Annotated in this window: 9 protein-coding genes and 1 tRNA gene; 4 read left to right on the top strand and 6 right to left on the bottom strand. The window is 61.9% G+C overall.

What is annotated here, in order from left to right; genetic code table 11:
• The first annotated feature begins 70 nt into the window (after positions 1-70).
• The 4 genes from QUD34_RS03865 (at position 71) to QUD34_RS03875 (ending at position 8,083) form a co-directional block, all read left to right on the top strand.
• Positions 71-6,532 carry an RHS repeat-associated core domain-containing protein gene (locus QUD34_RS03865; RefSeq protein ID WP_286355283.1) on the top strand — a complete coding sequence of 2,154 codons (6,462 nt, stop codon included), beginning with the start codon at positions 71-73 and terminating at the stop codon, positions 6,530-6,532.
• An 11-nt stretch (positions 6,533-6,543) separates the two neighbouring features.
• On the top strand, positions 6,544-6,957 hold the full coding sequence (locus QUD34_RS03870; RefSeq protein ID WP_286355284.1) for a hypothetical protein: 414 nt from the start codon (positions 6,544-6,546) through the stop codon (positions 6,955-6,957).
• A gap of 111 nt (positions 6,958-7,068) precedes the next feature.
• Entirely contained in the window at positions 7,069-7,506 is a 438-nt protein-coding gene (locus tag QUD34_RS15205; protein WP_511183559.1) for a tlde1 domain-containing protein, read from the top strand.
• A gap of 1 nt (position 7,507) precedes the next feature.
• The gene (locus tag QUD34_RS03875; protein ID WP_286355285.1) at positions 7,508-8,083 is read left to right on the top strand and encodes a hypothetical protein; all 576 of its coding nucleotides are present in this window, start codon (positions 7,508-7,510) and stop codon (positions 8,081-8,083) included.
• A gap of 234 nt (positions 8,084-8,317) precedes the next feature.
• Here QUD34_RS03875 and murJ read toward each other — a convergent pair whose 3' ends face one another.
• From murJ to ribH, 6 genes are all read right to left on the bottom strand, one after another.
• Positions 8,318-9,922, bottom strand: coding sequence for a murein biosynthesis integral membrane protein MurJ (murJ, locus tag QUD34_RS03880; RefSeq protein ID WP_286355286.1), 1,605 nt, complete (start codon positions 9,920-9,922; stop codon positions 8,318-8,320).
• 41 nt (positions 9,923-9,963) lie between these two features.
• Positions 9,964-10,039: transfer RNA gene (locus tag QUD34_RS03885), tRNA-Thr, on the bottom strand.
• Between the two features lie 27 nt (positions 10,040-10,066).
• A complete protein-coding gene (gene accC / locus QUD34_RS03890; RefSeq protein ID WP_286355287.1) occupies positions 10,067-11,497 on the bottom strand; it encodes an acetyl-CoA carboxylase biotin carboxylase subunit in 1,431 nt (476 codons plus the stop codon).
• Positions 11,498-11,499: 2 nt separating this feature from the next.
• Positions 11,500-12,063, bottom strand: a complete 564-nt coding sequence (gene accB, locus QUD34_RS03895; RefSeq protein ID WP_286355288.1) for an acetyl-CoA carboxylase biotin carboxyl carrier protein — start codon at positions 12,061-12,063, stop codon at positions 11,500-11,502.
• A gap of 69 nt (positions 12,064-12,132) precedes the next feature.
• On the bottom strand, positions 12,133-12,600 hold the full coding sequence (gene nusB, locus QUD34_RS03900; protein WP_286355289.1) for a transcription antitermination factor NusB: 468 nt from the start codon (positions 12,598-12,600) through the stop codon (positions 12,133-12,135).
• Positions 12,601-13,089 carry a 6,7-dimethyl-8-ribityllumazine synthase gene (ribH, locus tag QUD34_RS03905; protein ID WP_286355290.1) on the bottom strand — a complete coding sequence of 163 codons (489 nt, stop codon included), beginning with the start codon at positions 13,087-13,089 and terminating at the stop codon, positions 12,601-12,603.
• Between the last annotated feature and the right edge of the window lie 106 nt (positions 13,090-13,195).

Genomic DNA, 13,195 nt, shown 5'->3' on the forward strand with positions numbered 1-13,195 from the left:
TCGGCGACGGTTGGGCCGCCTTTGCCAACCGGGCGGGCTTCGCGAAAGCGGGCTTGGTGTTGGATGGATCGTGGTGTTGGCCTGCATCCAGGCCTTCGCGGGGGCCGAAGGAGACCCGCTTCACGAAACGCCTTTGTCCCATCGGACGATCAAGCTTGGGATCGGCTCTGTCGATGCCGTGAGCGGGAGCCTGAATCTGCGGGTCCCCTTGGGGCCGAGACTTCCGGGACGGATTCCCATCGGGTTCACCTGGTCCTTCGACAACCAGGATGGTCTGCAGTCGGCCTATGGTCCATCGGGCGGGGCCGGGAGTGCCCTCGGCGGGAATGTCCGTCCCGTGGTCTGGCCGTCGATGACAAATTTCGGCGACAGTCCGCTTCAATGCACCGTTCTGGTGGATGGCCATCCGATGGTCTTCCACCGGCGGTACGAGGCCGGGAGAATGCCCGGTCTCGCGGATCTCCAGAGCCGCATGCTGGAGCGTGGGGTGAACCCGGTTCCACCGAGGACGCCGCCTCCTGGCTATCTTCTCGATGATCCCGGGTCCCTGCAGGTGACCGGGGCGCTCCCGTCCAGCGATGGCACCAAATTCCTGGTGGCCTTCTCCTACCTGGCGACGATCGAGCGCTACGACAAGAACACGCAGGAGACCATTGTCTCAACGCGGGCCTTGGCTCCGGGCTACGCGATCATCGATGGCCCCAATACCATCTGGACCCAGCGGGGAAATGGCGTCGTTCCCTTCGGACATGCATTGACGCACTTCAGCAATCGCTGGGGAGACCACATCACCGTGGATGAATCCGAAACGACGGTGGAGCCTGATTTCCAGGTCCTCACCACCATCGTGATCCAGGATCAGGTGGCGCCGGGCAACACCTTGACTCTGTCCGTGACCCCGTCAGGCCTGCCGGTCACCCATCGGAAATCCGGTACCGACGCTCGCAGCGGTCTGCCCTACGACTACCCCGCCGACCTCCGCTCGACCGGCCAGATGGAAGTGACGAACTCGTTCGGCCTGCCCAAAGCCACCCTCTTGGGGGCTTGCGCCTCCAAGCAACGCTTTGTTCCGAAACCGGCCATTACCTGTCCTGGGTACGATCCGCAGGCGGCCCCTGAGCCTGAATACACCTGGGACCACGGATTCGTACCCCTTACGATCACCCATACCGCCGAGGACCAGTCCGTCCAGAAGCTTGGTTTTGATTGGGGCGAGGGTCTCTGGCCCACGGGCAACCTGAAACAAATCGACTACCCCAACGGGCTCCGGGAGAGCTTTCAATATGATTCCGCCATCCACCTCTCGGCCCTGAGCTTCAGCGAATGCGATGGTGCCTGGATGGGGTTCCGGCATGTGCGGGGAACCTACGCCCAGGAGGAAGAACTCGGAGCCTTCGTCTCGCGCAGCGTGGCCCGGATCTCCCGGCAGGACACGGTCGGATCCACCCCAGGGGAATGCTATCAAATCCTGCGGGTGCGGCCCTGGTGGGATGGGACGCCACTGGGTCAGACCCGCACGCTCTGGACATGCAAAGAATACGAGAGCTCGACGGCCATCCTGCACTATCCCGTCGCACAGCCGGATTCGGGATCGCCTTATCGAGCGGTTCGGCTGACCCATCCCTCCTATCGCGAGGATCTGAACCTGAGCGGTCCCCAGGGCTATCTGTTCGCCACAGCGGCCGTGCTTTACGAGGAGAACCTGACGGGCACGGGCCTGTCCGCGCTCCGGCCTTCAGACTTGGGCTCTTCCCCGTTTCAGGTGATTGTCTACGATGGCTTCGATCTGCGGAGCTGGGCCAACCCGTCGGGATCTTTGGCCAACGGCCTGCCCGTCAATGCCGTGCCTCTACGCACGACCATTCATACCAAGGACCTTCCCACCCGTACGACCGTGGCTGGAAACCCCAACACGCCTGGGGCCCGGGATGAGTACGGGCCCGTGATCACCGACGAATATACCGATGTGCCGTCCCAGTCCCTGCCAACACCCGATGGCGCGGCTGTGCCGATCTGGAGCAATGTCCTCCCATCGATGGAATCCTCTCAGCCCACCTGGCGGCGCGGCGAGATCCAGCGGAGTTTCGATGGGTCGAGGATGACCCTGCAGGTCAAGTCGGACCGGAAGAGCCTGACGCTGGATTCAGCCCAGACCCACACGGCGCGCTTCGCCTCGGCGAACTCGACTCTCCCGGTGGCTCCACCCGCCATCCGGGTCGGCCAGGCGGATTTCGGGACCACGACCTACGACTACGACGACTTCGGCAGGGTTGTCCGGCAGCAGGGAGACCGGGCCGGATTCTCGGCAGTTGAGGTTCGGAGCTATGTGCCTGGGCTCCCCTTGATCCTGGATCTTCGGAAGGAGCCGCTGTCGGGGCCTGGCGGCCCGTACCTTCCCAATCCAGATCGACCCGAAGTCGTGGCGGGGAAGGTCCACACCTGGCTGGATACCCATGTCCAGGCGGGGCCATCCACCGTTGTGGACAAGATCGACGGGCGCGTGGAGTCGTTCACCTACGAGGCCCAGTTGGGCCGCGAGACCTCCCATACGGATGTCCTTGGCATCACCACCCGGACGGATTACGACGCCTGGGGCCGCAAATGGCGGGTGACGCGGCAGCAGAAGGGCGTCGTCGGTTCGGTCACCACCGAGAGCACCTACGATGCCAACGGTCGCTGGAAGGAGGAATCGGTGACCGCCGATGGCAAGACGGTACGCAGCCGCACGGAATGGGATGCCTTTGGCCGAACCGTGAAGGTGATCACCTTCGATGCGGCCGGGTCGAGGGTCGGAGAGCAGGCCCTCGAATACGATGGCTTCGGACAGAGGACGGCACAAAGCCCCAACCTGAAGCCGACCCAGCAGTCCTGGGGCATGGAGCGATGGGCCTACGATGATCGCGGCCGGATGACGGATCACTGGGATGCCCAGGGCCGGCTGCTCCAGCACACGGTTCAGCAGCCCGCATGGACTTCGATCAGCGGCTTGGCGGCCGTGTGGACCTCCACTCAGGACGACCGGGGCCATGTGCGGTCGGAAGGGGTCGATCTCCTGGGCCAAAAGCGGGCCCTGGTGGACCAAGCGGGGCAGCTCAGTGAGTATTTCTACGATCAGGATGGCCACCTTCTGCAGACGCTCCAGGGGGCTGGAGCGGCCAGGCAGCAGCGCAGTTATGCCTACAACCCCATGGGATGGCTCATCAGCCGGACTGAACCGGAGGAGGGGACCACCGTCTATTCGAAGTTCACGATGTCAGGCACCCCACTCGTCAGTGAACAGTACGGCCGCGAAGGCTCCACGGTAAGGAACACCTTCACGACCACGCTCGATGGCCACAACCAGCCGAGCTCCGTCGTGGCGGCGGGCCCTGAGGGATCTGTCGTGCGTCGCTTCGGGTACGACTCAGCCTCCCGCCTGCCCGTGTTGCTATCCGAAACCCAGGATCTTCCAGACATCTGGGGGACGCCGCAAACCATGATCGAAGCCTATGGATACGACGACCTCTTCCGATTGAATTGGAAGTCTGTTTCTGACGGGCAACAGAGCTTCATCGTCTCGCAGACGCTCAATGCCCTTGGGCAGGCGACGAGCCTTACTTATCCGGAAGGGGGAGGCCGGCCGGCTTCGACCGTCACGGTGGATTACGACGACCAGAACCGGCCTCGAAGCGTCAGAGCCGACGGAAACCTACGGGGGATGATGGTCTACGACCAGATCGCAGGTACCGCGGTGACGCATACCTTGATCCTCGGCAACGGCGCCACCACGCTCTCGACCTTGGACAAGGATGAGCTGGCCCTGACGCAGCACGCGGTTCCCGGCGGGGTGGTCGAATCGAGCGCCATCACCTGGTCGGCGGGGGGCCTGATGCTCAGCCGCGGGAATGATGTCTTCAGCTATGACGAGCTCCAACGGCTAAGTGCCAGCCGCGTGGTGGGAGTCCATGGAGAACGCGTTGATCAGTGGTTCGGTTACGATTCATTCGGGAACCGGATCCAGTCCAATTTCGACTACGCGGAGGGTGAATCAGGCAGCCTCCAGCCTTCGGAGCTTCGCGCCTGGCGGGCTGATTCCATGGTTGGCAACGACCTCCCGGGTACCCTCGTGGCCCTGAGCCAGGGGAGTCCCGCGATGGCCGCGGCGATGGGTACCTACGATACCGGGCGCCAGTACGATGCGTTGGGGCGCCTCAGTCAGGTGTTTGCCTATCCGGGTACTGCCAATGCGCTGGCCTCCTGGCTCTACGATCCTTCGGGGCGGGTGGTGAAGGAGAATGGAACCTCCTATCTGCTGGAGGCGTCAGGCCTTCGCTTCAAGCGCATGCGCGCCGATGGGAGCCTCGATTACACAGTCTACGGATTCGGCCGGGAGCCCTTGGCTCAATTTTCTGTGCCTTCACCCGTGAGCCCTCCCAAATACCTCTCGGCAACGGCCTCGGGGCGCATCCGTCATCCAGCGGCCGGTGCCACCATCCTGCAACCCTCGGCGGCCATCACGGTGGCGCCGGGAAGCAGTGTGGCCTTCGCGGGAGAGACGACCTTCGGCACGGCCTGCAGTTGGGACTTCGGCGACCACAGCAGAGCCGTTGGCGCGAGGACAAGCCATGTCTTTACTCAGGCCGGCAGCTACACCGTGACCTTCAGGGCGCGAGCCGCGGGATATCGGGCGTCCGCCGATTCCGTCGTGGTCAGGGTGCTGGCTCGGCCCTCCATCACCCGTCTCACCGCCAGCCCGGCCAGCATCCTCCCGGGGGAAGGCGCCCTCCTGAGTTGGAAATCGAGCGGAGCCACCCAGCTGTCCATCGACCAGGGCGTCGGCGTGGTGGTAGGAAAGGGGCACCTCAAGGTGTTCCCGAGGGTGACCACGACCTACACGCTGACGGCGACGAATGCTGCGGGGAGCGTCACCGCGCAGGTGACTGTGGCGGTCAATGCGCCGGCGCCCCCAAGCATCGCCGAGTTTTCAGCGACGGCCAGCACCATTGCCTTGGGGCAGAGTTCGACCCTGACCTGGAGCGTCGCAAACGCCACCTCTCTCACCCTCGACGGGATCGGGCCGGTGGTGGGGAACAGCCTGGTGGTGTCTCCCACAGCGACGACGACCTATGTCCTGAGGGCCACCAATGGGGTGGGCTCAGTCAGTGCCTCGATCACCGTGGTGGTGGAGGTCGGCTTGCCCGTGATCGAGGAGTTCTATGCGGACCCGCAGGAAGTCTTGCCAGGCGGGCTCACGACCCTGAGGTGGTCCGTGAGCCAAGCCGATGGCCTCGAGATCAACGGCATGCCCGTGACGGGGAACAGCCTCGAACAGTCGCCCGCCGTGACGACTACCTACACGCTGACCGCCAGGAATCTGGTGGGAGCCGTGACCGCCACGGTGACGGTCATGGCGCGAGCCCCCGGGGCCCTGGTCTGGAAGCGCTCCATCGTCTATGGTTTCGGGCAGGAACTATCGGAGGATTCATCGGGTGTGGGAACGATGTTCATCCAGTCGGACCAGGTGGGGAGTCCCTCGGTGATGACCGATGCCTCGGGGACGATCGTGGGCCGATCCAAGAACCTTCCCTTCGGCGAGCGGATGGTCGGTTGGGGGAAAACGGCCCTCCGTCGCTTCACAAACCACGAGGAGGACCCGGACAGCGAGGCGATCTACATGCAGGCCCGGGAATACCTTCCCGTCTATGGAAAATTCGCCCAGGTGGACCCCGTCTATGACCAGACCAAAGACGATCCCGAATCCTGGAACCTCTACAACTATGTGACGAACAACCCCGTGACGAAGACGGACCCGGATGGGCGGATCGCCGAGGTTCCAGAAATGGACGCATCCTCCTCGCGAATTTCGCAATCCGCCTGGGGTTTCGGCGATTCGGGCGGAATCGGCCTGTGGCATGCCGAAACGGACAACATGAAGGTGGCAGCGGACAATGCCAGGCTGCTCGGGGGAAGCACCCAACCGATCGCGGGAACAAGCGAGGGCACCGCCGCCTCGGTGGCTAAGGCAAAAGAAACTGAAGCACCAACGGCGAAAACCGCGCAAACAATCAAATATGACAATCCTAATGACAGCAGTAATGTGTCGACAAAATCTGCTGATATTATTAAAGGGTTGATGAAAGAAGCCGGTGCCACAGAAGTGGTTGTGACTGATACTGTCAGGACCACCCAGGAGCAGGCGAGTATCATGTATAAAAATGCATCTGCAAACCTAGATGCTCAGAAGAAACTCTATGGGATTGATGGAAATGCAGTGCTGACGGTTTATTCAAATCTGCTCGCAGCAAAGAAGACTGAAACTGAAATCATTACGGGGATGAAAGCCAAGATCGATGAAATTAAATTGGCTAACCCTGGTGCATTTAAACATACAGGAGATGCAAGTGTAAGGAATGTCATCGATATAAGTCCAACTAGAATAACTCCAAGCACCGCAGCGGAGAAATTTAAGGCAGCCGTTAAAGGAAGCAGCAAGATAGACAAATATTTCCTTCCTCCAAACGATCCTGCAATTCACATAGAAATTATTCAATAGGAGTTAATGAGATGATTATCAAAAATATCATTTTATCAATAATTATTACATCTATGTGCATTGCCAAAGAGCCACAGAAGAAGGTTAATGCTATGTTGAGCAATAATATGATTAAAATTGAAAACAATAAATATGTATATGTAAAGCGGTGGTTCGAAAACCATTTTGGTGCTGAAATCGATTTAATAATTGCAGGAAAGGATTTGAATCCTGATTCCCTGAAAAGGGAGATCACCACGATTGTCAAGGAATATTGCGATTCACCTTTGAAGGATGCATTCCTGGCTCGCATTGCGAGCCTTAATGAGGTCGAACTAGGGCAACACTATTTGGTAAAATGCGAACCATATTCCGAAGCTTTTTTTATGTGGACTAAAGTTGGGTTAATCGATGTGGTTACCGTGAAGTTTTATGGATCTCTTTAATGGTCCGCGCAAACAACTCTCGTTGGATACTTCGACCAGTCCACTGGTGCAGCTTGGATCGATACCACAACAACCAGAAGTGATGGCTCATCAACAACCACGATTACAAATTTGGGTGACAAGAATTACAGCGGCAGAGGGAGTGGGAAGAACAACCCTGATTCGGAAGGCGAAAAGGGAAATCCCAAAACGCCCAATCTCAATGCTGGAGTTATTCCTGTAGGTGATTACCGGATATCGGGTCCAGAGAAGCACCCATCGATTAAAGGAGATCCTGTCCTAAGATTGACCCCCACAGGCGATCAAGACATGCATAGTAGAAATGGATTTCTCATCCATGGAGATAGTTCAAGTCATCCAGGCGAGGCATCTCAAGGTTGTATCGTTATGCCGCATGGAGCACGACAAACATTAGTAAATATGAATGTCACTAATCTCGTGGTGATTGGTCCTATTCGGGTTTCGCCCGGAAGGACTGTGCCAAGTGGTCCTGATTCAGCAGGGCAAATGACAATTGAGAGGCTTGCAAATTTGGACGGTGGAGGCTGACATGAGGTATTTAATATTGCTGTTTCTAGGATTACCAGGGGCTACTCTTCTCGCCTCAGGTCTGCATGGAATTAGGCTATTTGAGGACAAGAAAATTCAGTTAAATACCAGCGCGAAAGAGCTCAACATAGAGGATGTTGGTGAAGGGGTCCAACGATTTGGTCTCGTAGCAAAACATCATAAAATTAATCTAGAATTTGAAGTGGAAACTGGAGAGCCAACAGTGGTTTCGGATGAGTACCAAATGGCTTTCGGGATTGTTCCAAATATCAGGGCCGAGAAGCTCAAATGGTTGAAAATTCATCTCGACAGTAAATTAGTAACTCTGCCAAGAACTTCATATGATCGTTTATATCAAACAAAAATTATCAAGTGTCAATTCTCAGCTGGTGGGTTTGAATTAATAATTTTTGGAGGAGACGGTGCTGATGCTTATGTGTGCACCTTGTCTTTTAATTATAAGAGATTAAAGAAAAGGGAAATTTGTGCCCTGGACAAGTCATTCCCCTCCTCGTCAGAGGTAACTATCTACAGAGACGATTACGAGGATTTCTCAAGCGGAAAGGCAAAGAAGTGAAGCACACGACACCTCAAAGCCCCGGATCCCAAGGGCTTTTTCGTGGTCACGCCCACACGGGTGTGCGAATGTGCCTGAATGCAGAAAGTCCCGGATGAACCTGGGGCGATGACGGTATCTCTATCGTGATCTCCAGTGGTGATCTTGGTATATCAGTGCTGTGCTTTTGAGTGCATCTTTGGTGTTGGATTTCCTGTTCGGGGAAATAGATCTGAAACTAAAGCAGACCACCTCTTAGCGGCGAACGAGCTTTCCTCGGAGCTTCGCGGCTAGGTTGCGGGCCTCGGGATGCCCGAATCCCGCGGCAGTAGCTCCGTAAACCACCGCGCAGAGGGCCACGAGGGGCAGGACTTTCAGCGCCAGGGCGGCGCGGGTGAAGGCGTGGGGGGCGTCGAGGGTGAGGAGGTGCGCGCCGCCCCAGGCGAGCAGGCCCATGAGGAGGCAGGCGGCGAGGGCGCGGGCGGTGGCGTTCAGGAGGGGGCGCAGGTCCAGGCCGGGCAGGCGGGGGCGCAGGCGCAGCAGCAGGCCCGCGAGGCCCGCGAGGCTGGCGAGGCCGTTGGCCAGGGCCAGGCCGCCGGTGCCGAGGGGCTTCAGCAGCGCGAGGCTGAGGGCCACATTCACCACCAGGGTGGCACCCGCCAGGGCCGCGGGGCCGCGGTAGTCCTTGAGGGCGTAGAGGGCCTGATTGCCCAGGCGCTGGGCGGCCACGAAGACCAGGCCCACGGACTGGAACACCAGGGTGAGGGCGGTCCAGTCGGCGGCGGCGGGATCGTAGGCGCCGGTGCGGAAGAGCAGGGCGCAGATGGGCCGCGCCAGCACGGCGAGGCCCACGGAGGCCGGCAGCACCAGCAGGGCTGAGGCCGAGATGGACTGCGTGAGGCTGCGGTTCAGGGCGGGCCAGTCGCGGGCCTCGGCCTGGCGCGAGAGGGTGGGCAGTCCGGCGGTGGCGAGGCTCATGGCGAAGAGCCCCAGCACCATCTCGCCCATCATGCCGCTGTTGTAGAGCACCATCTGGGCGCCGTTGGGGAGCATGGAGGCCAGCATGGCGCTGATCAGGGCGTTGATGGGGTAGATGCCGGCGGCCAGGAGGCCCGGCCCCATGCGCTTGAGGGCCTTGCGGACCCAGGGGTCGCGCAGGTGCAGGCCGACGGCGAGGCCGAAGCCCTCCTTCCGCACGGCGGGCAGGATGACCAGCAGCTGGAGCACGCCCCCCGCCAGCACGGCCAGGGCGCACACGACCGCAACCGTCTCGAGCGGCACCTGGCCGCCTCGCCCCAGTAGGCGCAGCGAGAGCCACCCGAAGGCGATGAAGGCCAGGTTCCAGAACACGGAGACCGAGGCCGCCAGGGCGAAGCGGTGGCGCAGGTTCAGCAGGCCCGCGAAGCCCGCCGTGAGGCTCACCAGGGCCAGGTAGGGGAACATGATGCGGCCCAGCCGGGTGGTGAGCTCGCTCTGGGCCTCGGGGCGCCCCAGCATCAGCAGGCCCGCCAGGGGCCCCATGAACAGGAGGACGAGGACCACGCCCAGCAGCAGGATCACCAGCAGGGTGCCCAGGAACCGTGCCGCCACGGCCTTCACGGCGGCCTCGCCCTCGGCGGCCTCGGCTTCGGCCAGGGTGGGCAGGAAGGCGGCGGTCATGGTGCCTTCGGCGGTGAAGCGGCGCAGCAGGTTGGGCAGGCGGAAGGCCACGGCGTAGGCATCCGCGGCGGCCCCCGCCCCCAGCACATGGCTGAGGAAGAAGGTCTGGAGCAGCCCCGTGAGGCGGCTCAGCAGCGTCATCAGCCCGACGACCCCGGCGGAGCGGAGCAGGCTGGGACGGGCGCGGGGGGAATCGCTCACGGTCGGGTCTGGGCGGAATGGTCCATGAGGTTCCCCGGCATTGGAGCCGCCTGCCGGAATCGAACCGGCGACCTCCAGATTACAAAGCTGGAGCTCTACCAACTGAGCTAAGGCGGCGCAGGGTCCAGTCTATCGGATCAGGCCCTACCGGGGATCCCCCGTCGGATCACGCTTCAACTCCTCGAGGTAGCCTTCCAGCCACTTGGTGGAGAAGGTGCCGGCGATGAAGTCGGGCTGGTCCATGATGCGGCGGTGCAGGGGGGCGGTGGTCTTGATGCCCTCGATGACCAGGGTGTCCAGGGCGCGCCGCATGCGGGCGATGGCCTCGGTGCGGTTGGCGCCGAAGGCGATGAGCTTGGCCACCATGGAGTCGTAGTGGGGCGGGATGACCGCATCCTGATGCATGGCGGTATCCACGCGGATGCCGGGGCCGCCGGGGAAGTGCAGGGCGGTGATGCGGCCGGGGCAGGGCGTGAACTTGAAGGGGTCCTCCGCATTGATGCGGCACTCGATGGCGTGGCCCTTCTGGACCACATCCTCCTGGCGGAAGCTGAGCTTCTGGCCGGCGGCGATGCGGATCTGCTCTTTCACGATGTCGATGCCCGTGACCAGCTCGGTGACGGGGTGCTCCACCTGGACGCGGGTGTTCATCTCCATGAAGAAGAAGTCGCCGCGCTTGTCGAGGAGGAACTCGATGGTGCCCGCGTTGTAGTAGCCGACGGCCTTGGCGGCGCGCACGGCGGTGTCGCAGATGCGCTGGCGCAGGGCCGGGTCGAGGACGGCGCTGGGGCTCTCCTCGATGAGCTTCTGGTGGCGACGCTGGATGGAGCACTCGCGCTCGCCCAGGTGCACCACATTGCCGAAGAGGTCGCCCATGATCTGGACTTCGATGTGGCGGGGCTCCAGGAGGTACTTCTCCATGTAGACGCCATCGTCGCCGAAGGCGTTCTTGGCCTCGCTGCGGGCGGTGTTGTAGAGGTCCGGTAGTTCCTCGGGGTTGTTGACGATGCGCATGCCGCGCCCGCCGCCACCCGCGCTGGCCTTGACGATGACGGGATAGCCGATCTGCTCGGCCACCACCAGGGCCTCTTCGACCGTCTCCACGAGGCCGTCGCTGCCCGGCATGAGGGGCACGCCGGCCTCCAGCATGGTGGCCTTGGCCTGGGCCTTGTTGCCCATCTTGCGGATGATCTCGCCGCTGGGCCCGATGAAGGTGATGCCGCAGGCCTGGCAGACTTCGACGAAATGGGCGTTCTCGCTGAGGAAGCCGTAGCCCGGATGGATGGCCTCGGCGCCGGTGACTTCGGCGGCGGCGATGACCTGGGGGATGTTCAGGTAGGACTTCGAGGAGGGCGGGGGGCCGATGCAGACTTCCTCGTCCGCGAAGCGCACATGCAGGGCGTTGCGATCCGCTTCCGAATAGACGGCCACGGTCTGGATGCCCATCTCCTTGCAGGCCAGGATCACGCGCAACGCGATCTCGCCCCGGTTGGCGATGAGGATCTTCTTGAAGGGCGGCGCGTCGGCGGGAGCCGTCGCCGTTGGGGTTGCCTTGCGTCGAATGGCTGCGCCCATGGCTAGCCGATCCGGACCGCGTAGAGGCGCTCGCCGTACTCGACGGGAGTGCCATTCTCCACCAGCACCTTCACGACTTCGCCGGCCACATCGCTTTCGATCTCGTTCATGAGCTTCATGGCTTCGACGATGCACAAGGTCTGGCCGGGCTTCACATAGTCACCGGGCGACACATAGGGCGCGGCGCTGGGGTTGGAGGCGCGGTAGAAGGTGCCCACGATGGGGCTGGTGACATAGTGGATGCCGGGCTCATCCACCGGCCCGACGGGCTGCGGGGCGGCGGCGGGGGCAGAGGACATGGCTGGGGCCAGGGGGGCGGCGACCACCACCGGGGCGGCGTGGACCACGGGGGCCGGGCCGTCCTTGCGGATGCGGAAGCGCATGTCCCCGGCTTCGAACTCGAATTCCTGGAAGGGTTCACGGCCCACGAGCGCGATGAGGGTCTTGATCTCCTCCAGGCCGATGGAGGTGGGGGTGGTGCGGGGGGCGGCGGGCCTGGGGGCGGCGGCCTTGGGGGCCTGGGGGGTCTTCTTGTCGGCAGCGGGCTTCTTGCGTGAAGTGCTCATCAAAGCTCCAACGATCGGATCGGGCTGGGGAAGGGATCGAGCATAGCAAACCAGCCGGGGCGGATCAGGTCATGATTCTTCAGGAGGTTCTGCGGCCCCGACCTTCTTCTTGATTCGGGGGCCGTTTTCTTCCGGGCGGAACTCTTTGCGGGCGGCATCCAGGATGCCGTTGAGGAATTGCGTGCCTTCCTGGTCGCTGAATTCCTTCACGATCTCCAGGGCTTCGTTGATGACGATGGGGAAGGGCACTTCCTTCACATAGATCAGCTCGAACAGCCCCAGGCGGAGCAGGTTGCGATCCACGGCGGCCATGCGATGGATCTTCCAGTGCTCGGCGTACTTCGCCAGCACCCCGTCGATCTCGTCGAGATGTCCGTGCACGCCGTCCACCAGGCGCCGGGCATAGTAGAACGCATCCCGGTTCAGATCCTGGATGGCGTAGAAGCCGGCGAACACCTGATCCGGCTGGTAGCCGGTCAGGTCCATGGCATACAGCATTTGAAGGGCGTACTCGCGCCCCCGGCGACGGACACCCATCTACTTGCGCCCCTTCGCAGCAGCCTTCAGGGCATGGGCGAGGTCGGTCATCTCGAGGACGCTCTGGGCGGCCTCCCAGCCCTTGTTGCCCATTTTCGCGCCGGCCCGGTCGATGGCCTGCTCCACGCTGTCGGTCGTCAGCACGCCGAAGGCCAGCGGCAGGCCGGTGTCCAGGGCCACCTGGGCGGCGCCCTTGGTGACTTCGGCGGCGATCATGTCGAAGTGCGGCGTGCCGCCGCGAATCACGGAACCCAGCACGATGACGCCCGCATAGCGGCCGCTCTGGGCCGCCAGCTTGGCCGCCTGGGGCAGCTCGAAGCTTCCCGGGACGCGGATGAGGTCCAGCTGGTCTTCCCGTCCGCCGTGGCGGAGGATGCAGTCCTTCGCGCCGTCGATGAGGCGTTCGACGATGAAGTCGTTCCAGCGCGAGGCCACCAAGGCGAAACGGTCGCCGTCGTGGACGCGGATGTGGCCCTCAAAGATCCCCATGGGAACCCCCCGAAAGGTGGTGTAAGAACTGATGAGGCTAACACAAACTGCCTGGACGGTCACCCGGAAACGGCCCGGGGTGATGTCCCGGGCCGTTTCCGAGCCG

Source organism: Geothrix oryzae (genome assembly GCF_030295385.1).
GTDB classification, from domain to species: Bacteria; Acidobacteriota; Holophagae; order Holophagales; family Holophagaceae; genus Geothrix; species Geothrix oryzae.

Bases quoted from the DNA above. Each gene is read 5' to 3' on its own strand.
- QUD34_RS03870 (WP_286355284.1), top strand. From the start codon at position 6,544: ATGATTATCAAAAATATCATTTTATCAATAATTATTACATCTATGTGC.
- QUD34_RS03875 (WP_286355285.1), top strand. From the start codon at position 7,508: ATGAGGTATTTAATATTGCTGTTTCTAGGATTACCAGGGGCTACTCTT.
- accC (WP_286355287.1), bottom strand. From the start codon at position 11,497: ATGGGCGCAGCCATTCGACGCAAGGCAACCCCAACGGCGACGGCTCCC.
- accB (WP_286355288.1), bottom strand. From the start codon at position 12,063: ATGAGCACTTCACGCAAGAAGCCCGCTGCCGACAAGAAGACCCCCCAG.
- nusB (WP_286355289.1), bottom strand. From the start codon at position 12,600: ATGGGTGTCCGTCGCCGGGGGCGCGAGTACGCCCTTCAAATGCTGTAT.
- ribH (WP_286355290.1), bottom strand. From the start codon at position 13,089: ATGGGGATCTTTGAGGGCCACATCCGCGTCCACGACGGCGACCGTTTC.